Origin of the sequence: Peribacillus sp. NPDC097895, from assembly GCF_050277555.1 — a bacterium.
In the GTDB taxonomy this organism is placed as follows: Bacteria; Bacillota; Bacilli; order Bacillales; family DSM-1321; genus Peribacillus.
The window spans coordinates 237,645-259,156 of record NZ_JBNNSH010000003.1 but is presented as its reverse complement, the minus strand read 5'-3'; the positions used below and the strand labels follow the sequence as shown (position 1 = coordinate 259,156).

General features: G+C 42.0%; 24 protein-coding genes and 1 tRNA gene. 21 read left to right on the top strand and 4 right to left on the bottom strand.

What is annotated here, in order from left to right; all coding sequences use genetic code 11:
- The first annotated feature begins 6 nt into the window (after window positions 1–6).
- Genes ACQKMH_RS17570 through ACQKMH_RS17560 form a run of 3 tightly spaced genes read left to right on the top strand, consistent with a single transcriptional unit; the run spans window position 7 to window position 2,124 of the window.
- Window positions 7–951, top strand: coding sequence for a nucleoside recognition domain-containing protein (locus tag ACQKMH_RS17570; protein WP_427588754.1), 945 nt, complete (start codon window positions 7–9; stop codon window positions 949–951).
- A complete protein-coding gene (gene ppaX, locus ACQKMH_RS17565; RefSeq protein WP_427588753.1) occupies window positions 941–1,609 on the top strand; it encodes a pyrophosphatase PpaX in 669 nt (222 codons plus the stop codon). The genes ACQKMH_RS17570 and ppaX overlap by 11 nt, the downstream gene beginning before the upstream one ends.
- On the top strand, window positions 1,606–2,124 hold the full coding sequence (locus tag ACQKMH_RS17560; RefSeq protein WP_230159014.1) for an acyltransferase: 519 nt from the start codon (window positions 1,606–1,608) through the stop codon (window positions 2,122–2,124). Before ppaX ends, ACQKMH_RS17560 begins: the two co-directional genes overlap by 4 nt.
- A gap of 36 nt (window positions 2,125–2,160) precedes the next feature.
- On the opposite strand, the gene ACQKMH_RS17555 is transcribed toward ACQKMH_RS17560, so the two are convergent.
- The 3 genes from ACQKMH_RS17555 to ACQKMH_RS17545 all read right to left on the bottom strand — a co-directional run bounded on the left by ACQKMH_RS17555 (window position 2,161) and on the right by ACQKMH_RS17545 (window position 4,086).
- Window positions 2,161–2,304 carry a hypothetical protein gene (locus ACQKMH_RS17555; RefSeq protein WP_427588752.1) on the bottom strand — a complete coding sequence of 48 codons (144 nt, stop codon included), beginning with the start codon at window positions 2,302–2,304 and terminating at the stop codon, window positions 2,161–2,163.
- A 71-nt stretch (window positions 2,305–2,375) separates the two neighbouring features.
- Window positions 2,376–3,035 (bottom strand): class D sortase, encoded by a 660-nt coding sequence (locus ACQKMH_RS17550; RefSeq protein ID WP_427588751.1) that lies wholly within the window; start codon window positions 3,033–3,035, stop codon window positions 2,376–2,378.
- A gap of 1 nt (window position 3,036) precedes the next feature.
- On the bottom strand, window positions 3,037–4,086 hold the full coding sequence (locus ACQKMH_RS17545; RefSeq protein ID WP_427588750.1) for a processed acidic surface protein: 1,050 nt from the start codon (window positions 4,084–4,086) through the stop codon (window positions 3,037–3,039).
- Window positions 4,087–4,559: 473 nt separating this feature from the next.
- Here ACQKMH_RS17545 and ACQKMH_RS17540 point away from each other — a divergent pair, with 473 nt between their 5' ends.
- From ACQKMH_RS17540 to ACQKMH_RS17470, 15 genes are all read left to right on the top strand, one after another.
- Complete coding sequence (locus tag ACQKMH_RS17540; protein ID WP_377356381.1) at window positions 4,560–5,744, top strand: ATP phosphoribosyltransferase regulatory subunit; 1,185 nt, start codon at window positions 4,560–4,562, stop codon at window positions 5,742–5,744.
- On the top strand, window positions 5,737–6,366 hold the full coding sequence (gene hisG / locus ACQKMH_RS17535; RefSeq protein WP_427588749.1) for an ATP phosphoribosyltransferase: 630 nt from the start codon (window positions 5,737–5,739) through the stop codon (window positions 6,364–6,366). The genes ACQKMH_RS17540 and hisG overlap by 8 nt, the downstream gene beginning before the upstream one ends.
- Before the next feature lie 26 nt (window positions 6,367–6,392).
- Window positions 6,393–7,673, top strand: a complete 1,281-nt coding sequence (gene hisD, locus ACQKMH_RS17530) for a histidinol dehydrogenase (RefSeq protein ID WP_427588748.1) — start codon at window positions 6,393–6,395, stop codon at window positions 7,671–7,673.
- Between the two features lie 104 nt (window positions 7,674–7,777).
- Window positions 7,778–8,365: an imidazoleglycerol-phosphate dehydratase HisB gene (hisB, locus tag ACQKMH_RS17525; RefSeq protein ID WP_427588747.1), complete on the top strand. Its 588-nt coding sequence runs from the start codon at window positions 7,778–7,780 to the stop codon at window positions 8,363–8,365.
- Window positions 8,366–8,998, top strand: a complete 633-nt coding sequence (gene hisH / locus ACQKMH_RS17520) for an imidazole glycerol phosphate synthase subunit HisH (protein WP_427588746.1) — start codon at window positions 8,366–8,368, stop codon at window positions 8,996–8,998.
- A complete protein-coding gene (gene hisA, locus ACQKMH_RS17515; protein ID WP_427588745.1) occupies window positions 8,995–9,729 on the top strand; it encodes a 1-(5-phosphoribosyl)-5-[(5-phosphoribosylamino)methylideneamino]imidazole-4-carboxamide isomerase in 735 nt (244 codons plus the stop codon). Before hisH ends, hisA begins: the two co-directional genes overlap by 4 nt.
- Entirely contained in the window at window positions 9,730–10,488 is a 759-nt protein-coding gene (gene hisF / locus ACQKMH_RS17510; RefSeq protein ID WP_230159004.1) for an imidazole glycerol phosphate synthase subunit HisF, read from the top strand.
- Window positions 10,485–11,141: a bifunctional phosphoribosyl-AMP cyclohydrolase/phosphoribosyl-ATP diphosphatase HisIE gene (hisIE, locus tag ACQKMH_RS17505; protein ID WP_427588744.1), complete on the top strand. Its 657-nt coding sequence runs from the start codon at window positions 10,485–10,487 to the stop codon at window positions 11,139–11,141. Before hisF ends, hisIE begins: the two co-directional genes overlap by 4 nt.
- A 474-nt stretch (window positions 11,142–11,615) precedes the next feature.
- On the top strand, window positions 11,616–13,118 hold the full coding sequence (locus tag ACQKMH_RS17500; protein WP_427588743.1) for a tetratricopeptide repeat protein: 1,503 nt from the start codon (window positions 11,616–11,618) through the stop codon (window positions 13,116–13,118).
- 103 nt (window positions 13,119–13,221) lie between these two features.
- Complete coding sequence (gene trxB / locus ACQKMH_RS17495) at window positions 13,222–14,169, top strand: thioredoxin-disulfide reductase (protein ID WP_230159001.1); 948 nt, start codon at window positions 13,222–13,224, stop codon at window positions 14,167–14,169.
- A 560-nt stretch (window positions 14,170–14,729) separates the two neighbouring features.
- The gene (locus ACQKMH_RS17490; protein ID WP_427589002.1) at window positions 14,730–15,188 is read left to right on the top strand and encodes an NUDIX hydrolase; all 459 of its coding nucleotides are present in this window, start codon (window positions 14,730–14,732) and stop codon (window positions 15,186–15,188) included.
- A 46-nt stretch (window positions 15,189–15,234) separates the two neighbouring features.
- Window positions 15,235–16,134 carry an RNase adapter RapZ gene (gene rapZ / locus ACQKMH_RS17485; protein WP_427588742.1) on the top strand — a complete coding sequence of 300 codons (900 nt, stop codon included), beginning with the start codon at window positions 15,235–15,237 and terminating at the stop codon, window positions 16,132–16,134.
- On the top strand, window positions 16,124–17,110 hold the full coding sequence (locus ACQKMH_RS17480) for a gluconeogenesis factor YvcK family protein (protein WP_427588741.1): 987 nt from the start codon (window positions 16,124–16,126) through the stop codon (window positions 17,108–17,110). Before rapZ ends, ACQKMH_RS17480 begins: the two co-directional genes overlap by 11 nt.
- Window positions 17,111–17,180: 70 nt before the next feature.
- Entirely contained in the window at window positions 17,181–18,134 is a 954-nt protein-coding gene (whiA, locus tag ACQKMH_RS17475; RefSeq protein ID WP_427588740.1) for a DNA-binding protein WhiA, read from the top strand.
- Window positions 18,135–18,154: 20 nt separating this feature from the next.
- Window positions 18,155–18,412, top strand: coding sequence for an HPr family phosphocarrier protein (locus tag ACQKMH_RS17470; protein ID WP_048688029.1), 258 nt, complete (start codon window positions 18,155–18,157; stop codon window positions 18,410–18,412).
- Window positions 18,413–18,500: 88 nt separating this feature from the next.
- Here the strand turns inward: ACQKMH_RS17470 and clpP are convergent, their stop codons facing one another.
- Window positions 18,501–19,109: an ATP-dependent Clp endopeptidase proteolytic subunit ClpP gene (gene clpP / locus ACQKMH_RS17465; RefSeq protein WP_057912033.1), complete on the bottom strand. Its 609-nt coding sequence runs from the start codon at window positions 19,107–19,109 to the stop codon at window positions 18,501–18,503.
- A 287-nt stretch (window positions 19,110–19,396) separates the two neighbouring features.
- Between clpP and ACQKMH_RS17460 the strand changes: the two genes are divergently transcribed.
- From ACQKMH_RS17460 to ACQKMH_RS17450, 3 genes are all read left to right on the top strand, one after another.
- Window positions 19,397–19,468: transfer RNA gene (locus ACQKMH_RS17460), tRNA-Arg, on the top strand.
- A 337-nt stretch (window positions 19,469–19,805) separates the two neighbouring features.
- Window positions 19,806–21,143 carry an RNA polymerase factor sigma-54 gene (rpoN, locus tag ACQKMH_RS17455; protein ID WP_427588739.1) on the top strand — a complete coding sequence of 446 codons (1,338 nt, stop codon included), beginning with the start codon at window positions 19,806–19,808 and terminating at the stop codon, window positions 21,141–21,143.
- Between the two features lie 15 nt (window positions 21,144–21,158).
- Window positions 21,159–21,401, top strand: a complete 243-nt coding sequence (locus ACQKMH_RS17450) for a glutaredoxin family protein (protein WP_427588738.1) — start codon at window positions 21,159–21,161, stop codon at window positions 21,399–21,401.
- Window positions 21,402–21,512 lie beyond the last annotated feature (111 nt).

The window sequence follows — 21,512 nt, the reverse complement described above, 5'->3', positions numbered from 1 at the left end:
GGCATAGTGATAGTAGATTCGATTAAAAAGGGACTTCTTTCTGGCTTGAATACAACCTGGTCTTTGGGAAAAGTGATATTTCCAGTTACTCTGATCGTTACTGTGCTTCAATACACGCCTGTATTGCCATGGATCATTAACTTGATAGCTCCTTTAATGAATCTCATTGGTCTTCCAGGTGATGCTGCCATTCCGCTCGTGTTAGGGAATTTCCTGAATTTATACGCAGGGATAGCAGGCATATTAACGCTTGATTTGACTGTGAAAGAAGTATTTATAATCGCTATGATGCTATCCTTTTCACATAATTTATTAATTGAATCAGGTGTGGCGATGAAAACAGGCGTCAAGCTGTGGATCATTTTAACCGTACGGATCGGGCTGGCGTTTTTGTCAGCGGTCGTCATCAATCTTGTTTGGCAGGGCGGATCCGAAATGGCCCAAGGCATGGCTAACGGCGGGACTGCTGAGTTGAACGGAGCGGGGGAAATCCTTTTACATGGGGTCATTCAGGCTCTTTCGGGGATTGCCCATCTGGCAGTCATCGTTATCCCGCTTATGGTAGTGGTTCAAATCATGAAAGATCTAAAATGGCTGGAGGCCTTCTCCAATGCCCTTGCTCCTTTTATGAAAGTCCTGGGGATGAAGCCGAATGCTTCCATGCCTTTCGTGACAGGGCTGACTCTTGGTTTGGCATATGGGGCAGGTGTAATGATTCAAGCAGCTAAAGAAGATAATGTCTCGAAGAAGGATATGACAATTGCATTCATCTTTTTAGTTGCTTGTCATGCTGTTGTAGAAGATACGCTAATCTTTATACCACTGGGGATTCCGGTATTGCCGTTGTTGCTAATTCGGTTACTCACAGCTGTTGTTCTAACGATGGTGGTTGCGTATATTTGGAATCGGACTGACAGTGTACAGAGAAAGGAAGCTGTTTATGAACAGTAACATAACTACATTATTATTTGATCTTGATGGGACGTTGATCAATACAAATGAATTGATCATCGCTTCTTTTACAGAAACTTTAAACCACTTTTGTCCTGGAAAGTTCAATCGGGAAGATATCATTCCATTTATCGGACCGACTTTGGTCGATACTTTCTCTTCCATTGATCCAAAACGAGTGGATGAAATGATTACTTATTATCGGGAGCATAATTGGCGGAACCATGATTTGCTTGTCACACAATTTGACGGGGTGTTCGAAACCGTTCAAACATTGAAGCAGAGCGGCTATAAATTGGCAGTCGTTACGACAAAGAAGCGCGATGTCGTCGAAAAGGGCCTGAGTTTAAGCAAACTGGATCAATTCTTTGAAGTGGTGGTCACGCTGGATGAAGTGGAAAAAGCAAAGCCAGACCCAGAGCCATTGTTAAAAGCTTTAGATCAACTCGGTTCGGTGCCAGAAGAAGCGATCATGATTGGCGACAGTTATCATGATATTCTTGGTGGGAAAAATACAGGGACAAAAACGGCAGGGGTGTCATGGTCCATTAAAGGCCGAGAATTTTTGGAAAGTTACCACCCTGATTATATGCTTGAGCAAATGGCTGATTTATTAAATATCGTTGAGGTTGAAAAGCTCACAGAGGCTAGAAGATGAGACGCACGACCCGCTATCCAGTTGAAGGGGCTAATTCACTATGGCATGTGTATAAGACCGTTCCATTCTGGAAAGTCGTAAAGAACTTTGTGGTGATTCAGCTTGCGCGTTATACACCTTTTCTAGGTATGAAGAATTGGCTTTACAGGACTTTTTTACATATGAAAGTCGGAAAGCATACTTCCTTTGCCTTGATGGTCATGCCGGATGTGATGTTTCCTGAAAAAATATCCGTGGGAATGAATACAGTCATTGGGTATAATACGACGATTCTTGCTCATGAATATTTAATTCAAGAATACCGTTTAGGAGAGGTAGTCATTGGAGATGAAGTATTGATTGGAGCCAATTCTACGATTCTTCCAGGACTTACAATCGGTAATGGAGCGATTGTTTCTGCGGGGACACTTGTCCATAAGGATGTTCCAGAGGGAGCTTTTGTCGGCGGAAATCCAATGAAAATCATCTATACCAAAGAGGAAATGCTTGAGAGGGATCAGCAAACTTCCATATAAAAAAAGGACTTGCCCATTTATGTGGCACGTCCTTTTTTAATGGCATTTTGGGTATAGTGGAGTCAGTTCATTCTTTAGATGATCAATGACTTCGTTGATCGATATATTTTCCTTTTGCACTGTCGTTTCATAAGTGTCTTTTAATATTTGGAAAAACTTCTCCTGAGCTTGTTTATCCATATCAAACTAGCCCTCCCACCATCTTTTTATGATGAATGAAGAGAGGACTGAACAACTTCAGTCCCCATATCTCATTTAGCTATTTCCGTTTTCAATAAATCGGCAACCAATACGTATCGTTCTGGTGCACTACCAATATATGAAAAAGGATAGCAAGTTGTTACTGTAAGTGTGGCTTTAGGCTTGGGAACGATTACAGTACGGTCATCAGCATCTACGATACGTACCTTCCTCACTTTATATGTAAACGTACCAGCTTCTGTTTTGGCAATCAGCAAGTCTCCTTGACCGACTTCACCTAGCTCTCTAAAAATGGTATCTCGATGACCAGATAAAACGGAATTATCCTTTTCACCGGGTAGAACCGATCCTGCATAATGTCCGACACCCTTTTCGAGCTCATCTTCGTCCGTTCCGTGATAAATTGGGAGTGTTGCTTCAATTTTTGGAATATAAAGCTCCCCCATCAATTCCCCTGTCTCCGGTCGCTTATTATATAGTTCAACCCCATCGGGAACATCTGCTTGCGTCTTCGGCTCGTGGATCATAGCCGTAGCCTCGTTCACCTCAGTCGCCTCGGTTGTTTCAGGCTTATTCCATTTATATATGGCATAGCCTTTCAATAGTGTATAGGTGTTTGTTGTTGTAAAGTAAAAACCTAAGGCTAAAAAGCAAGCGGCAGTGATAAGTAACCAGTTTTTCTTATGCTTGGATTGCCTATTTGCGCTCATCTTAATTAGCAAGTCTCGCTTTTCTAATTAAACCAAAGGCAATACCCATCATCACTAAACCGATTAAAGTTCCGAATAGGTAATTACCAGCCGTTTTAGGAAGCAATCCGCCCTTTTCCGTTTTATGTGTGGGTTTCTTCTTTTCTTTTTTTACATCTACGACTTTAGAAATGACCTCAGTGGACTGTTTAATGTCATTACCGGTTTCTTTCACTAAATCGGAACCGATCATTTCACCTGTCAATATAAAGTCGAGCAAAAGATTGCCGCTTAAATCGTAAATGGAAACTAGTAAACTAGCATTCGTCAAATCTTTTAGCTGGAATAAAGCTTCAAGTGATAGATTTTTAGTGACCCCGTCCTGAATTAAGGCGAATTTGAATTGAATTTGCAGCAAGCTTTGCAGATCATTATATATAGAAAGCAATTCCGCTACTTGTTCAGCAGACAATTCATCAATTGTTTCGAAATACTCGAGTTTGTCCATCCTATCTGAAATGGCCATTAAACGATCTTCAAAAGTCGGGTCCTCGACGATAGGTAAAAGATGGTTCATGAATCTGTCGAGTTCCTCGTCTGTAAGACCGATCTCAGTAAAAAGTCCATCCATTAAATCGATGATCTCTTCATCATCATATTCCAGCTCTTCATCATCGTAATCCATTTCTAAATCGATAATATCTTCTATGTCGTAAATGAAGTGGAAGGTATCGATGATGGAATCTCCTTCTTCCAGTTCGCCATAATCTATTAATAATTCCGTAAGTTCAGCTTCTGTCATTTCATATTCTTTAAGTAATTTCTGTAGAGTTTCAGGAGTGACGGTGGGTCCTAATGTATCACGCAGCTCTTCTAGCGATTCCAGCTCATTTAATGTTAAGTCATAATAGGTTAAATACTCTTCCAATTCTTCTTGCGTCATTCTAACTTCAGTAAGGTATGCATTAAGCTCATCTTGGTTGATCATAGTTGCTGCAAAACCTTTCGTCCCGTATAAACCTAGCGAAAAAAGAACGACAAGCGCCACAAAAAACGAAAAAAATCTCTTCAATTCCATTTCCTCCTAAAAAAATCTAATATATCCAAACTCCTGAGTATTATAAAACAGCTGAACCAAAAGGTATACATTAATAACAATGAATGGCTAAAGATGGGAGGATGGGTCTGGGGAAAAAGGTGTATCTCCTGTTCGAGGAAATAGCCATGTACACAATGTGATCGGGGGTATGGAATTTGGCAGCTTTTCCTTGACGTGAGGCAGGGGCAGGGGTAAACTATTAATAACTTCAACCCGCTACCATATTAGCGAACTAAAGTGATTTAATAGATTATTGTGAGTATTTATATGATTATGGCATTTTATTTGATACTATTTTTATATGTTATCTGAAATAAGGATTTAAGCGTACAATCTTGGAAAGATAAAGGTATATAAAAAAAGGAATGATGGAAATGACATTGGTTCTTGCTTAAGGCAGACCGATTGGATATATAGTAATCAATATTTCAAAAGGATGTGCAGTCGTGACAAAGCCATTTATGTTTGAGAAACCGTTAGGCATGAGAGATACATTGCCGGTGCTATATGAAACGAAAGTGTCGGCAAGAAATAAAATGAGTGAGGAAATCAAGAAGTGGGGTTATCAATTTATTGAAACGCCTGCTTTGGAATATTATGAAACAATTGGCGAGGCTTCGGCAATTTTAGATCAACAGTTGTTTAAACTTCTCGATTCTCAGGGACATACGCTCGTATTGCGTCCCGATATGACAGCTCCCATTGCAAGGGTCGCAGCATCCAAACTCTTAAAACAGCAAATTCCGCTTCGCCTGGCCTATTCCGCGAATGTATACCGGGCCCAGCAGCGTGAAGGAGGCAGGCCGGCTGAATTCGAACAGATTGGTATTGAGTGTATCGGAAATAAGTCAATAAGTGCCGATGCTGAAATGATTGCGCTGCTTGCGGATGTATTAAAGGCGGCCGGCCTTATGGAATTCAAGATTTCCATTGGACATATCGGCTTTTTACAAGAATTTTTCTTAAGCATTCTAGGTACGGAGGAAAGAGCCTCTATATTAAGGAAGTTTTTATATGAAAAGAATTATGTTGGTTTTCGGGAGCATGTAAAATCGCTTCCGCTTTCATCGATTGATAAACAACGGCTTATCGAGTTTACCTCATTAAGGGGCAGTGAAGACACCTTGAAAAAGGCGCTGGGCTTGGTTGAAAACAATAAAGGGCAAGATTCTTTGGCTGAACTGAAGGAATTGGCTGTACAGTTGAAAGAATTTGGCATAGAACAATATGTGAGCTTTGATTTAACATTGGTCAGTCATATGAGTTATTATACTGGAACTTTATTTGAAGTGTATGCGGGACAAGTGGGGTCACCAATCGGTAATGGCGGGCGGTATGATAATCTGCTTGAAAAGTTCGGCTGGAATGCTTCGGCCACAGGTTTTGCAATCCGTGTGGATCGTCTTGCCGAAGCTCTTGGGGAGCCGATGCAGCCTACTGCGCCAGAATGTATTTTATTCAGTCCCGAACGACGATTGGAAGCCATTGAATTTGCAAGAATGAAACGATCCGAAGGAAAAAGGATAACGATTCAAGATATTACAGTCGTTCAAAATGTCGATGCTTTTACAAGGACATTTTCTGAAGTGCATTTATTTGTAGGGAATGGAGGGAGTGGAAAAGATGAATAATAGCTTTTTAACGATTGCGATGCCAAAAGGGAGAATATTTGAAGAAGCGGCAGAGCTATTAAGAAGGGCGGGTTTTCGTCTCCCTCCTGAGTTTGATGATTCCCGAAAATTGATCCTTGATGTGGAAGAGGAGAACTTGCGTTTCATTTTAGCTAAACCGATGGATGTCGTAACCTATGTGGAACACGGCGTGGCTGACATTGGAATTGCAGGCAAGGATGTCATGTTGGAAGAAGAACGTGATGTATATGAGTTACTTGATTTAAAAATCAGTGCATGCTACTTAGCCGTAGCTGGTCTGCCTGGTACGAAAATAAGTGACATCGCTCCTAAAATAGCCAGTAAGTATCCGAATGTTGCCTCCAGTTATTTCCGCGAGCAGGGAGAGCAAGTAGAGATTATTAAATTGAATGGATCTATTGAGTTAGCACCATTAATTGGTTTGGCTGAACGAATCGTCGATATCGTTTCAACGGGACAGACATTGAAGGAGAATGGTCTCGTTGAATATGCAAAAATAGCAGATGTGACTTCGAGGCTGGTGGCAAACCCTGTTAGCTATCGTTTAAAAGAAGCAAGAATTACGGAAATTGTGGATCGATTAGCAGAAATCATTGAATAGTAAAGAATCGCTAATGAGGTGAGCGTATGAAAATTGAACAGTTTGCAGAAGGGATTTCACTGAAACGCTCGGTTGATGCAGGTACTGCGGATCAACGAAAAGCGGTCCAGGATATTATTTATGATGTCAGGAACAGAGGAAACGCCGCTTTACATAATTATACCGAACGGTTTGATGGTGTCACACTAGAGGAATTACGTGTATCGGAACAGGAAATGGAAGAAGCGACAGCGTCCTTACCTACGGAGCAGCTTAATATTATTCAAGAAGCTGCGAACAATATTCAATTGTTTCACGAGAAACAAATTCGAAATTCATGGTTTACGACAGATGAAACGGGAACGATGCTAGGACAAAAAATAACACCTCTTGATGCTGTGGGTATTTACGTTCCTGGTGGCACAGCAGCATACCCTTCGTCTGTACTGATGAATACGATGCCTGCCAAGGCTGCGGGTGTGGAACGGATCGTTATGGTATCCCCTCCAGGGAAAGATGGGAAGTTAGAGCCAGCAGTTTTAGCTGCTGCCAAAATTGCCGGAATCACGGAAATCTATAAGGTTGGCGGGGCTCAGGCCATAGCGGCTCTCGCTTATGGGACGGAAACAATAAAGAAAGTCGATAAAATAGTGGGGCCGGGAAATATTTATGTGGCGTTAGCGAAGCGGGAAGTATTTGGGGATGTGGCCATTGATATGATTGCTGGACCAAGTGAAATAGCGGTGTTGGCAGACGAATCTGCCATTGCCACAGAAGTTGCGGCAGACTTGCTGTCACAGGCAGAGCATGATGCCCGTGCTTGCAGTGTTTTGGTGACAACGTCAATGATCCTTGCAGAAGAAGTGGCCGCAGAAGTGGCCAAGCAAGTGGCGCTACTTCCACGCCGTGATATTGCTGCAGCATCCATAAAGGACTATGGACGAATCGTTGTATGCGGGAATATGGCGGAAGCAGTTGAAGCAATCAATGAACTTGCACCAGAACATTTGGAAATCGTGACCAATGATGCACTGGAAGTCATGGCTAAAATCAGGCATGCCGGGGCAATCTTCATTGGCCGATTTAGTTCTGAGCCGGTTGGGGATTACTTTGCAGGTCCCAATCATGTGCTTCCTACCAATGGAACCGCCCGTTTCTCCAGCCCACTTAATGTGGATGATTTTCAAAAGAAATCTAGCATCATCATGTATAGTGAAACGGCCTTCCGCCAAAATGCAGAGAAAATCACTGGATTTGCCCGCATGGAAGGGCTTGAGGCGCATGCTCGAGCCATTGAATCTCGTGGAGTGAATGAATCCAGGAAATAGTGCCTGAGACCTTATGAAAAATAACAAACACTGAATATAAAGACTTTTGAAATGCAGTTTACATCTTGGGAAAAGGGGTCTTACCCCGATGAGGAGGAGTTGTAATGGAACGTTTTGCTAGTGTGGAACGAAAGACGAATGAAACGGAGATCAGCTTAAAGTTTGGTGTGGATGGGGAAGGGAATTCCTCGATTAAGACGGGCGTTCCGTTTATGACGCATATGCTTGATTTGTTCACGAAACATGGGAAGTTTGATTTGTCCGTCGATGCAAACGGCGATACTGAGGTCGATGATCATCATACAACTGAAGATATTGGCATTTGCTTAGGTCAAACGTTGTTGGAGGCACTTGGTGATAAGCGCGGGATAAAACGTTACGGAAATGCTTTCGTACCGATGGATGAAGCACTCGCACAGGTTGTCATCGATTTAAGCAATCGTCCGCACCTGGAGTTCCGGGCTGAGTTTCCTTCGCAAAAGGTTGGTACTTTCGATACGGAACTGGTGCATGAGTTCCTTTGGAAATTCGCTCTTGAAGCAAGGATGAATTTGCATGTAGTCGTTCATTACGGTCACAACACACATCATATGATTGAAGCAATATTCAAAGCGCTGGGACGTGCTTTGGATGAAGCTACGACCATCGATCCGCGTGTCAAAGGCATCCCTTCGACGAAAGGAATGTTGTAAATGATCGGGATCGTCGATTATGGCATGGGGAATTTATTTTCTGTAAGTAAAGGGCTTGAGCGCCTTGGTGCTGATTCATTCATTTCCGATGACCCAAAAGAACTTTCAAAGTCGAAAGGGATCATACTTCCCGGGGTTGGCTCTTTCAGGGATGCCATGAGTCTCTTGGAGAAACAAAAGCTGGATGAATTCCTGAGGGAATATGTAGCAAATGGAGGTTATCTATTAGGCATCTGTCTTGGTATGCAGCTTCTCTTTGATGAAAGTGAGGAAAATGGACCGGCAAAAGGATTATCCCTCATCCCGGGTAAAGTCGTTCGTTTTAAGGGAGTGGATGCGAATGACCAGATTTATAAGGTGCCGCACATGGGCTGGAATCGTCTTGAATTTAAACACGTGTCACCAGTGAATGAGGATCTTGAAGAGGAACATGTTTATTTCGTCCATTCTTACTACGTCCATACGGATGAATCTTTCATTACCGCTTCGGCGACTTATGATGTGGAAGTGCCTGCGATCGTCGGTAAAGGGAATGTGTTCGGCATGCAGTTCCATCCGGAAAAAAGCGGGAAGATGGGCATGTCACTCTTGAGAAATTATCTGTCATTAGTAGAAGGGAAGGAAAGAGCATGAGCAACTTTACGATTTACCCGGCGATTGATATGCGCGGAGGCAAATGCGTCCGCTTAATCCAGGGCGATTACAATCAGGAAACCGTTTATGGCAATTCTCCCTTCGATATGGCTAAAGGCTTTGCGGACCAAGGAGCCGATTGGATACATATGGTCGACCTGGACGGCGCTAAAGAGGGAGTGCGCATCAATGATTCATACGTGATTAAAGCAGCACAAGAGTTAGGTGCCCGCATCCAGATCGGCGGCGGCATCCGTACGGAACGAGATATCGCTCATTATCTGGATCATGGAGTAGAACGCGTCATTCTAGGCAGCACCGCCGTTTCAAATCCTGATTTCACGAAAGAGATGATTAGGAAATATGGAAAGAATATTGCAATCGGCATAGATGCGAAGGATGGCAGGGTCGCAACACATGGTTGGCTTCAAACGTCTGAAACACTTGCAATAGAGCTTGGTAAACTGCTGGCCGATGCTGGCGCAGAGACCTTTATCGTTACTGATATTGCGACGGATGGCATGCTTTCAGGCCCGAATGTAAAAGGTATCTTGGCAATGGCGGAGGCAACTGGGAAAAATGTGATTGCTTCGGGAGGAATTAGTTCCCTGGAAGACCTTATCACCCTCAAAGAGTATAAAGCGCAAGGAGTTGCAGGGGCAATCATTGGCAAGGCTCTATATACGAATCGCTTTACTGTAGAAGAAGCACTAGAAAAGGTGCGTGATTAAATGCTCACTAAACGAATTATTCCGTGTCTCGATGTAAAAGATGGGCGTGTAGTTAAAGGCATACAATTTGTTTCACTAAGAGATGCTGGAGATCCTGTTGAGCTTGCAGCGTTTTACGACCAGGAAGGTGCCGATGAGCTCGTCTTTCTGGATATTTCCGCATCACATGAAGGCAGGGAAACGATAGTCGACGTCGTTCAAGCGGTAGCGGGCAGCTTGGCAATCCCGTTCACAGTTGGCGGGGGTATTAATTCATTAGCGGATATGAAGAAAATATTACGTGCAGGTGCAGATAAAGTATCTTTAAATACAGCAGCCGTTCTTCGTCCTGACTTAATTAATGAAGGTTCAGAGTATTTTGGTGCCCAATGTATCGTAGTCGCTATTGATGCTCGATATGATGAAGAGCTAGGATCATGGCGCGTATACACCCATGGCGGCAGAAAACCGACTGAATGGGAAGTGATCGACTGGGCGAAAGAAGCAGTCAGCCGCGGTGCGGGCGAAATTTTATTAACAAGCATGGATTGTGACGGGGAGAAACAGGGGTTTAATATCGCTTTAACAAAAGCGGTTTCAGAAGCTGTTTCGGTGCCGGTCATCGCATCAGGAGGTGCTGGTAATGCCGAGCACTTCCAGGTGGCCTTTGAAGAAGGTAAAGCGGATGCAGCCTTAGCCGCATCGATTTTCCATTATAAAGAAACATCGGTCAAAGAAGTTAAAGCGTTTCTCAAACAACAAGGAGTGGTTGTACGATGAATCTTGAAACTATTAAATTCGACGAAAAAGGTCTAATCCCGGCAATTGTCCAAGATGTACGAAGCGGGGAAGTGCTGACACTTGCTTATATGAATAAAGAATCTCTAGAATTGTCCATCGAAAAGGGCGAAACGGTTTTCTTCAGCCGTTCGCGCAATGAATTATGGCATAAAGGAGCAACCAGCGGAAATACACAGAAAATCATCGAGATGAAGTATGACTGCGATCAAGACGCATTGGTCGTTCGAGTCATTCCTGCAGGTCCTGCATGCCATACTGGAGCGACAAGCTGTTTTAGCGAATCCATTTATGAAAACACTGAAGCCCGTCAAGCGGTGAAAACGAATGTGACTTTCTTGACGGATTTGGAGAAGTTGATTGAAAGAAGAAAATCGGAAATGCCTGAAGGTTCTTATACAACCTACTTATTTGATAAGGGTGTGGATAAAATCCTGAAAAAAGTAGGTGAAGAAGCGTCAGAAGTGATCATTGCTGCTAAAAACCGCGATGCAGAGGAACTATCCATGGAAAGTGCCGATCTTCTCTATCACTTATTCGTTCTTCTTCAAGAACAAGAATTGCCTTTCCAAGCGGTGCTTGATGTATTGAAGGCTAGACATTCCGATAAGGATGAGCCTAAAGAAACCGAATGAATGCTGATTTCCCTCCGTAATAGGAGGGTTCAGTTTGTAGACAAAAGGGATTCTATCTAAGTGTTAAAACAAAGTTGATTGGAGCCGGTGTGCGAGACTCCTGCGGGAAAAGTGTGTATTGGGGAGACCCCGCAGGCGCAATGGCGCCGAGGAGGCTCCCGGATCGCCCGCGGAAAGCGAGTGCCTGGAGAGGAAATCAACGTTCAAATTGTACAACTCCTTAAAAAACAGTAGACAAACTTGATTTTCATCGAGTTTGTCTACTGTTTGTGCCCTCCGTCAATTAGGAGGGCTTTTTTTCTATATTACAACTATGAGCTGCAATCTTGAATGCCCGTTTGACTAAGAATATACTTTGATCTTTTCTTAATGAAAGCATGGTGATTTCCATTTTCCATTTTCTTGAATTGTTCGGCAAAATTACACCAATATGTTATAATACTATGGTTAATCAACTTGTAGATGGAGGATTACATGAGTAAAGACTCTAAATTTGGCCAACAGGCAAAAATTCTAACCTTTCACCCAACAGGTGAGTATTATTTCACCAAGGGTTTAAAAGCATATCATAGACGAGAACTACCAAAATCAAAAAAATACTTGGAACGTGCGCTGGAACTTGAACCGGCCGAACCGATGATAGCCTGTCAATTGGCAATCACATGCTCGGAAATCGGTGAATATAATTATTCAAACAACCTCTTGGAAAATATATTGGATGTGATGGATCCTTATATGTCGGAATGCCATTACTTCCTAGCGAATAATTATGCCCACTTAGGCATGTTCAAGGAAGCTTACCGTCACGCTAGTGCCTATCTTGATAAAGAAGAAGATGGGGAGTTCAGCGATGACGCCGAGGATCTGCTTGAATTGATAACTTTTGAGTCGGATGAATCAGAAGAAAATCCCTTTAAGCATGATGGGCTCATTACTAAACAGGAGAAGGCCCGCGAGTATTTGGAGTCAGGGAATTTCCCGAAGGCCATCGAAGTACTGAAAGAAACGATTGCCGAATACGAGGATTACTGGTCTGCTTATAATAACTTGGCACTGGCATATTTCTACCTTGGTCAAGTAGATGAGGCTTTTGAAACACTTGATGAAGTACTGGAAAAAAGTCCAGGTAACCTCCATGCACTATGTAACCTTGTTGTTTTTCATCATTATCAACAAGATGAAGCAAAAGTTGAAGAACTCATAGAGATGCTGGAGAAAATTCGGCCGATGCTATCCGAACATCGGTTCAAGCTTGGAGCAACTTTCGCTTTGATCGGAAACTATGCCTCTGCATATAAATGGCTAAAAGCATTGCAAAAGCAAGGGTTCGAGGGAGACGGAACCTTCTACTATTGGCTTACTATATCCGCTTTTCACCTAGGTCATGAACAAGCTGCCAGAAAGGCTTGGAAAAAGGTCGTGGAAATGAACCCGGAAAAGGAAGGCATGGAGCCTTGGGGAGATATGAATGCGACTACAGATGGTTTTGAACACCATTTTCCATCTATTATAAAAAGGCTGGAAAGCGAATTCATCGAAGAAAGGCTGTTTGCCATCTTTCTTCTGAAACATTCGGACCATAAACAGAAGCTATTGAAAAACCAAGTACTCAACCTTAATCAGAATTTCACTGATTTGGAACGGGATTATGCCGACCTTGTGCAAGCTCCTGCTAAAGATCGCCAATTAACACCGATTGATTTTGCTGATCGCACAGCAGAGATATTATATCAGCATTTTCAACCGATTCAATTAGATGAAGCAGGGCTCTATTTAATGTGGTTTTCCGTATTTATCGAAGCGGTGAAGTCCGAGCAGAAACTAAATAATCCAGCAGGCTGGGCCTCTGCGGTGGAATACGTGTGGAATCAGCTTAAAAACGAGAAAGCGAGCAAACAGGATATCGCAGACAAACATTTCATTTCGGTGTCCACCCTATCGAAGTACGTAAAGTTGGTTCAAAACCTTCTGGAGTGAGCAGATATTTGGACGAAAAATTATTTGTTATATAGGATAATAGGTAGGGAACACTAACCGTAGTGAAGGTTCCATTTGTTATGGAATATGGAGGAGTGAGAACATGTCTGAAAAAATTTATGACGTTGTTATTATTGGAGCTGGTCCTGCAGGGATGACGGCTGCTGTCTATACATCACGTGCGAACCTTTCAACATTGATGTTGGAACGCGGCGTACCTGGCGGACAAATGGCCAATACGGAGGAAGTTGAAAATTATCCTGGATTTGACACGATCCTTGGACCTGAACTTTCAACGAAAATGTTTGATCATGCGAAGAAATTCGGTGCGGAGTATGCTTATGGGGATGTAAAGGAAATCATCGACGGTGAAGAGTATAAAACGATCATTGCTGGTTCCAAGGAATTCAAAGCACGTTCAATCATTATTTCTTCGGGTGCCGAATACAAAAAAATCGGCGTTCCAGGCGAAAAAGAATTAGGCGGCCGCGGTGTATCGTATTGTGCGGTTTGTGATGGAGCTTTCTTCAAGCAAAAGGAATTGTTCGTAATCGGCGGAGGAGACTCTGCAGTTGAGGAGGGCGTGTACTTAACTCGCTTTGCTTCAAAAGTGACGATCGTTCACAGACGTGATGAACTTCGTGCGCAAAAGATCCTTCAAGATCGTGCGTTTGCCAATGAAAAAATTGACTTCATCTGGAATCATACTTTAAAGGAAATCAATGAAGAAGGCGGCAAAGTCGGTGGTGTCACTCTAGTTTCCACTGTAAACGGTGAAGAAACTAAGATGGACGCAGACGGTGTATTCATTTATATTGGAATGCTGCCGCTAACTAAACCTTTTGAAAAGCTAGGCATCTTGAATGCTACAGGCTATATAGAAACGAATGATTTGATGGAAACACGCGTCCCGGGCATTTTTGCAGCTGGTGACGTTCGTGAAAAAACATTACGTCAAATCGTTACAGCAACAGGTGATGGAAGCATTGCTGCTCAAGCCGCTCAGCATTATGTTGAGGAACTCCAAGAAAAATTGCAGCCAAAGGCTTAAAAAAGTTTGGTTACAAAAATTCATACATCGTAATTCCGTTTTAACGATGTTGTAACACGCGTGAAATAATGATTGGGTATAGTAAGAGTAGAAGTTGACCCCCTTTAATTATAAACGTTTGAGGACACAGATTAAGAATCTGTGTCCCTTTTTTTTGACCTGCTTTAAGACCATTTCTTTAGTTCCAATTTTAGGGAATGGTGACAGGCTGCAAATGAGAAGTAAACCTTCCCTTTGCATTTAGGCAGGGAAAGTGGAGAATAATAGGAGTTAAGCAGGAGATGAATACTTAGTGCGTGAATCTTTGCGAATGAATATTCCCCCAATGCAGGAAGTTTACTTTATTGTTAGCTCATTTCAAAAATAGTATAATGATAAGATATACTAAACATATCTTTCATAATGGTAATAAGATGTAAAATACAACTTGTTTGAACTATTAGCATTTGTAAATCGCCAAATGGATATTCTCGCGGCGGTTTAAGGATATAAACAGGATCCCTTCATCCAGGAGGGTGAAGGTTTCTATAGTCGAGCAGAATCCAATTGAGGTGAAGAACGTGCAACGTGTCACAAATTGTGTATTGATTAAGGATAATCAAATCCTCTTATTGAAAAAACCTAGACGGGGATGGTGGGTAGCACCCGGTGGCAAGATGGAGCCTGGAGAATCTATACGTGATGCTTGTATTAGAGAATATCGCGAAGAAACAGGCGTTTATTTAAAAAACCCCTCCATCAAAGGCATTTTCACCTTCATTATGAAGGACGGGGATAAAGTGTTATCGGAATGGATGATGTTCACTTTCTTTGCAACGGATTCCGATGGCGTCAATGTGGATGTTTGTGAAGAAGGGGAGCTTAGTTGGCATTCAGTTGATGATGTTAAAAACCTGAATATGGCTGAAGGGGATTTTCACATTCTGGACTATATGGTTCATGGAAGTGGAATCATCTATGGAACGTTTACCTATACGCCTGAGTTTAAGTTACTTTCTTATCGGTTAGATCCAGGTTAATAGTTGATTAATAAAAAAAGATTGTTATACATGGGGGCGGAGAAATATGAGTACAGGGCAGATAAATGAAACGCAATTGGTCATCATTACCGGAATGTCAGGAGCGGGTAAGACAGTGGCGGTTCAAAGTTTTGAAGACCTCGGCTTTTTTTGCGTCGATAATTTGCCGCCCACACTATTGCCAAAATTTTTGGAGTTAATGAAGGACTCTGGGAATAAGATGAATAAAGTGGCTCTTGTCATGGATTTGAGGGGGAGGGAATTTTTTGATTCCTTATTTCTGGCACTTGATGAATTAACGGATACATCAGCAGTATCACCAAGAATCCTGTTTCTTGAAGCTGATGATGAATCCTTAGTACGCAGATATAAGGAAACGAGAAGGACCCATCCCCTTGCTCCATTGGGCCGGCCATTGGAAGGCATTAAAATGGAACGGGAACTTTTGGACGAATTAAAGGGCAGGGCTCAGTTGATTTTTAATACATCACAACTGAAACCACGCGAATTGAGGGAGAAAATCGCTTCGGAATTCTCTACGGATAAAAGTGTAGGTTTCACGGTCAATGTCATGTCCTTCGGATTCAAGCATGGTTTGCCAATAGATGCTGACCTTGTGTTTGATGTACGTTTCCTGCCAAATCCATATTATATTGACCATATGAGGCCGAAGACTGGATTGGAACAGGAAGTGTCGAGTTACGTTTTAAAATGGAGTGAAACACAAAAGTTTTTGGAAAAGGTGACTGATTTGCTTGCTTTCATGCTTCCTTATTATAAGCGTGAGGGAAAAGCACAGCTTGTTATTGCGATTGGATGTACAGGCGGTCAGCATCGGTCGGTAGCATTGACGGAGTATATCTCAAACCACTTCAAAAAGGATTACAGAGTTCAAGTGTCACATCGAGATATCGAAAAAAGTAAGGGGAAAGCAGATGTTAGATAATAAGAAACAACCTAAGGTTGTGATCATTGGAGGGGGAACAGGCCTTCCAGTTTTGTTAAGGGGTTTAAAGAAGCATCCAGTGGATATAACAGCAATCGTTACGGTAGCTGATGATGGTGGAAGTTCAGGTCGCCTTCGTGAGGATATGGATATCCCCGCTCCAGGTGATATCCGTAATGTGCTTGCTGCGTTATCGGATGTAGAGCCTCTCGTTGAACAAATGTTTCAGCATCGCTTTCAGAGTAAAAATGAGTTGTCCGGGCATTCACTGGGGAATTTGATCCTGGCTGCAATGACGTCGTTGACCGGAGACTTTGTCCATGCAATCCAGGAAATGAGTAAATTCCTGAATGTGCGTGGTAAAGTGCTTCCGGCTGCCAACCAAAGTGTGGTTCTCCACGCGGAAATGGCTGACGGAACGATTGTTACAGGAGAATCCAAGATCCCCTTTTCAGGAAAGAAAATAAAAAGAGTATTTTTGTCTCCTCAGCATATAAAGCCGCTCAGTGAAACTATCCAGGAAATCAAGCATGCTGATCTCATTGTCATCGGTCCAGGAAGCTTATATACTAGCATTCTGCCTAACTTACTTGTCCCGGGTCTAGGGGAAGAAGTTGGCCGTTCCAAGGCTAAGAAAGTTTATATTTGTAACTTGATGACTCAGGCCGGCGAGACGCTGGATTATAGCGCGAGCGATCATATTAAAGCCATATACGACCATATGGGAAATGCATATATTGACAGGATACTTGTTAATAATGAAGAAATACCGGCCGAGATTCAGCAACGTTATCAAGCTGAATATGCCAAACCGGTCATGTATGATGTGGAAAGTTTAAAACAAATGGGTCTTGAAATCATACAAGAACGCATTTTCAGCTATGAAGGGAATGTAATACGCCATGACACGAAAAAAGTGGCGGATTTGCTTTTTAATATGCTTGTAAATGAAACAAAAAGCCATATAGTTCCGTAGATATAAGTGGGGACGGTTTTTCTTTAATTGATAAAAATAGATTACCTGCGTTCGATTGGGGGTGAAATGGATGTCTTTTGCTTCAGAAACAAAAAAAGAGCTTACACAATTAGAGGGAAAGGATTGCTGCGGAAAAGCGGAACTATGTGCGCTTATCCGGATGAACGGATCCCTTTCATTTTCTAATCGGAAGCTAGTTGTGGATATTCAAACTGAAAATGCAGCGATTGCCAGAAGGATATATACGCTGCTGAAAAAAAGTTATGAAGTCCAAGTCGAGCTGCTGGTCCGTAAAAAGATGAAGCTTAAAAAGAATAATGTTTATATTGTCAGGATGTCATCTGGAGGACAGCGGGTTTTAACCGATTTAGAAATTTTAGGCGATGGCTTTGAAATTCTCCATGCCATACCCGATACTATTGTTGGAAAGAAATGCTGCAAGCGATCATACCTAAGGGGTGCATTTCTTGCTGGAGGTTCGGTCAATAATCCGGAAACGTCTTCCTATCACCTTGAGATTTTCTCACTTTATAAAGAGCACAATGATGCCCTTTGTGAGCTAATGAATAAGTTTGGCTTAAAGGCGAAGACGCTTGAACGCAAAAAAGGGTACATCATTTATTTGAAAGAAGCCGAAAAGATTGCCGAGTTTTTAAGTATCGTTGGTGCCCATTCAGCTTTATTAAGATTCGAAGATGTACGGATTGTCCGTGATATGCGTAATTCAGTGAATCGTCTTGTGAATTGTGAAACAGCTAATTTGAACAAAACGATAGGTGCCTCTTTGCGCCAGGTTGAAAATATCCAATACATTGAGGATACGGTAGGACTAAACATATTGCCGGATAAGCTTCGTGAAATTGCCGAGCTTAGAATAGCATTTCAGGATATAACCTTAAAGGAACTTGGGGAAATGGTATCTGGAGGAAACATCAGTAAGTCCGGGATTAATCACCGTTTACGAAAGATTGATGAAATAGCTGACAGGCTCCGTGGGGGAGAAGCTATTGCTGCGAAAAAATAAAACTAACAGGGGAGATCAAGATGGTGGAAAAACAAGTTGAAGTAAAACTGAAGACAGGTTTACAAGCCCGGCCGGCTGCTCTTTTTGTACAAGAAGCTAACCGCTTTCATTCAGATGTTTTCCTTGAAAAAGAAGGAAAAAAAGTGAATGCAAAAAGTATCATGGGATTGATGAGCCTTGCCATCAGTTCCGGCGTGTCCGTTAAGTTAATTGTTGAAGGACGCGATGAAAAAGAAGCATTAGAGGCATTGGAAGAGTTCGTTCAGCAAGAGGGTTAAAAGAAGAGGTTGCCGCCTTTTTCATAGTATTATATAAAAAAGGCCCCGAAAGTCGCTTAACACGCCTTTCGGGGCCTTTTAATCATTATTATTTAGAGTCTTTTTTATCTTCAAGAATGCTGCGAGTGATGACTTTGTCAATCAAGCCATATTCAAGAGCTCTTTCAGAAGTCATGAAGTTATCACGTTCCGTATCTCTTTGAAGGACTTCAAGAGGTTGTCCAGTACGTTCCGCTAAGATTTGGTTTAACTTATCTTTCAAGTGAAGGATTCGGCGGGCGGCAATTTCGATTTCCGTCGCTTGACCTTGAGCTCCTCCAAGTGGTTGGTGAATCATGACTTCACTGTTTGGCAACGCATAACGTTTGCCTTTTTCACCAGCAGCTAATAGGAATGCACCCATGGAAGCAGCCATACCAATGCATACAGTGGATACATTAGGTTTGATATATTGCATCGTATCGTAAATGGCCATACCGGAAGTGATGCTTCCACCTGGGCTGTTGATGTATAAAGTGATATCTTTTTCAGGATTTTCTGCTTCTAAAAATAGTAATTGAGCAACAATGGAGTTGGAAACATTATCGTCAATTGCACTTCCTAGCATAATGATCCGATCTTTTAATAAACGGGAGTAAATATCGTAGGCACGCTCCCCACGACTTGTTTGTTCAATAACTGTAGGAATTAAATTCATGTTCATTTCCTCCTTCGATTAAGAGAATCATTTAAATTCTTTATGTATGTATGATACACTTTTTGGTCAATTTAGGTCAAACAAAACAAACCCTATAATTGATAATTTGTTCGACAATTTTCTGACTAAGACTCCTTCCGATTAAAATTATTTATAATTATGCCGCACAGGGATGAATTTCCACATTATCCATAATACCCAAAAGATAAAGTTTTAAACCTGATAACCCTTGCAAAGGAAGGCATTCTATCATATAATGAAGTCTGTCGAAAAAATATAGTTATTTCGCCCTCGTAGTGCAACGGATAGAACGCAAGCCTCCGAAGCTTGAAATGCAGGTTCGATTCCTGCCGAGGGCATTACCAATCTCCTGCTTTATTATTGAAGTGGGGGATTTTTTATTGATCTTTTTTAAGCAAAGGCATCGAATGGTCCCTTCGCGATTTTTGACGGATTTACTCGATTCTAGTAAATGTCCATCGAATCATGGTATGTGGGCAATTACTTGGGATATTTTGGTTTGTACCCCTTGGAAAATAGCGATTTCTCAATAAAAGTAGTTGTTAAAATCTCATTTCTAACATATAGTAGTTTAAAACAAATACACTATTCTGAAAAAAACGTAAGCGTTTTCATGGGTTTTTGTGTAGAATTTTCTCCTGATAATGTAAAATGGAATGGGGGAGGGATGAATCGATGAGTATGAATATGAAAGCAGGACTATTTCAACAGCAAACATTAAAGATGGCAATGACCCAGGAGCTTATGCAGGCTATTACCTTGCTGCAATACTCCGCACAGGAGCTTTCCGCTTTCTTGGAAAATAAAATTGCGGAAAATCCATTACTGTCCCTAGATCAGCCAACATCTGCTTTATTTCAGCCAACCTTTGATCGGAAAAAGGGTAAACGGACTCTTAAAAATACGTATGATGCCAACTATTGGATTGAGCAAATCAGTGAAGATACACTTTCACTTGAGCAGCATGTCATGTCCCAAGTGAATCATCAGGAACTTTCCGGTGAGCAGCAAAAGGCGATGTTGCTCTTAATTCATAACCTGGATGAAAACGGTTACTTGCGCATTCAGCTGGATGATATTTGTGTTCCAGGTATATCTTTAGACGTTTTGGAAGAGAGCCTCTCGATTTTACAGCAACTCGAACCGCATGGGCTTGCGGCAAGAAATCTTCAAGAGTGTCTTTTACTTCAGGTAAAGGCAGAAGGAGTGAATCTGCTGGCAGAATCGATCATGGAAAACCACTTCCTCGATTTTGCTGAAAAGCGTTGGAAAGACTTAAGCAAGAAGATCGGTGCTACAATGAAGGAGATTCAAGAAGTTTTTGATTATGTCCAGACGTTGAACCCGCGACCGGCTTCACTCTTTTTTCAAGAAAAACCTTCCTATATAGTGCCGGATGTGGTCGTGGAGGTTCGTGATGGGATACTGCTTGTAGGGAATTATGATGGTAACACACCCAATCTTAATGTGGATAAAGGGTATTTAAACCGAATGAAGAGTCATAAGGATCAGGGAGTTCAACGCTTTATTCAAGATAAGTGGCAAGAATACCAATGGATCTCAAGAGGGATTCAGCAGAGAAAAGAGACCATATTGAAGGTTATTCAGTGCATAGTCGAAAAACAGCCAGGGTGCTTTCATCACGGCCTGAACTTCTTGAAGCCCATGACAATGAAAGAAGTCGCAGACGAGCTTGGCATACATGAGTCCACAGTCAGTCGGGCTGTTAAAGGGAAATACGTGCAGACACCATTCGGTACGATAGAAATGCGAATATTTTTCACCACTTCTTTACAGTCAGTCGGCCTTGAGGAGGATATGTCTGGCATGCAAGCAAAAAAGAACCTCCAGGCAGCCATCAATGGTGAAAATAAGCAAAAGCCGCTTTCGGATCAAGATTTGGCTGAAAGACTGAAAGAGGAGCATGGAATTATCCTGGCACGCCGAACTGTAGCCAAATACCGTGAACAACTGGGGATCCCTTCTTCATCTAAACGAAAAAGATATGATTGAAAAGGATGAGTGATTTTGGAATCAAGTGCGTTTGTTTTATATAGTAGGGATAAATGTCCCTTATGTGATAAAGCCAAGCTAATACTTGAAGAAATGAAATTGGAATCGGGAATAGGGTATAAGGAAATCGATATACATTCCGATGACGATTTGCTTGAGAAATTCGGACTGATGATCCCTGTCATAGAATGGAAAGATGATATCGTTCAATTCGGAAAGGTTGATAAATCAGCTCTAAATAGGCTTTTGGAAAAATAATTTTTCAAATCATTTGAAGAAACATTCCGTTCCTGCTAGAATAAAATATGTAGCAGGAATATTTTTTTGTTTTAAGTGGGACAGAAAATGACTACGCGGGACATTATACGT

Bases quoted from the DNA above. Each gene is read 5' to 3' on its own strand.
- ppaX (WP_427588753.1), top strand. From the start codon at position 941: ATGAACAGTAACATAACTACATTATTATTTGATCTTGATGGGACGTTG.
- ACQKMH_RS17560 (WP_230159014.1), top strand. From the start codon at position 1,606: ATGAGACGCACGACCCGCTATCCAGTTGAAGGGGCTAATTCACTATGG.
- ACQKMH_RS17555 (WP_427588752.1), bottom strand. From the start codon at position 2,304: ATGGATAAACAAGCTCAGGAGAAGTTTTTCCAAATATTAAAAGACACT.
- ACQKMH_RS17550 (WP_427588751.1), bottom strand. From the start codon at position 3,035: ATGAGCGCAAATAGGCAATCCAAGCATAAGAAAAACTGGTTACTTATC.
- hisG (WP_427588749.1), top strand. From the start codon at position 5,737: ATGAATAATAGCTTTTTAACGATTGCGATGCCAAAAGGGAGAATATTT.
- hisD (WP_427588748.1), top strand. From the start codon at position 6,393: ATGAAAATTGAACAGTTTGCAGAAGGGATTTCACTGAAACGCTCGGTT.
- hisB (WP_427588747.1), top strand. From the start codon at position 7,778: ATGGAACGTTTTGCTAGTGTGGAACGAAAGACGAATGAAACGGAGATC.
- hisH (WP_427588746.1), top strand. From the start codon at position 8,366: ATGATCGGGATCGTCGATTATGGCATGGGGAATTTATTTTCTGTAAGT.
- hisA (WP_427588745.1), top strand. From the start codon at position 8,995: ATGAGCAACTTTACGATTTACCCGGCGATTGATATGCGCGGAGGCAAA.
- hisF (WP_230159004.1), top strand. From the start codon at position 9,730: ATGCTCACTAAACGAATTATTCCGTGTCTCGATGTAAAAGATGGGCGT.
- hisIE (WP_427588744.1), top strand. From the start codon at position 10,485: ATGAATCTTGAAACTATTAAATTCGACGAAAAAGGTCTAATCCCGGCA.
- ACQKMH_RS17500 (WP_427588743.1), top strand. From the start codon at position 11,616: ATGAGTAAAGACTCTAAATTTGGCCAACAGGCAAAAATTCTAACCTTT.
- trxB (WP_230159001.1), top strand. From the start codon at position 13,222: ATGTCTGAAAAAATTTATGACGTTGTTATTATTGGAGCTGGTCCTGCA.
- rapZ (WP_427588742.1), top strand. From the start codon at position 15,235: ATGAGTACAGGGCAGATAAATGAAACGCAATTGGTCATCATTACCGGA.
- ACQKMH_RS17480 (WP_427588741.1), top strand. From the start codon at position 16,124: ATGTTAGATAATAAGAAACAACCTAAGGTTGTGATCATTGGAGGGGGA.
- whiA (WP_427588740.1), top strand. From the start codon at position 17,181: ATGTCTTTTGCTTCAGAAACAAAAAAAGAGCTTACACAATTAGAGGGA.
- ACQKMH_RS17470 (WP_048688029.1), top strand. From the start codon at position 18,155: ATGGTGGAAAAACAAGTTGAAGTAAAACTGAAGACAGGTTTACAAGCC.
- clpP (WP_057912033.1), bottom strand. From the start codon at position 19,109: ATGAATTTAATTCCTACAGTTATTGAACAAACAAGTCGTGGGGAGCGT.
- rpoN (WP_427588739.1), top strand. From the start codon at position 19,806: ATGAGTATGAATATGAAAGCAGGACTATTTCAACAGCAAACATTAAAG.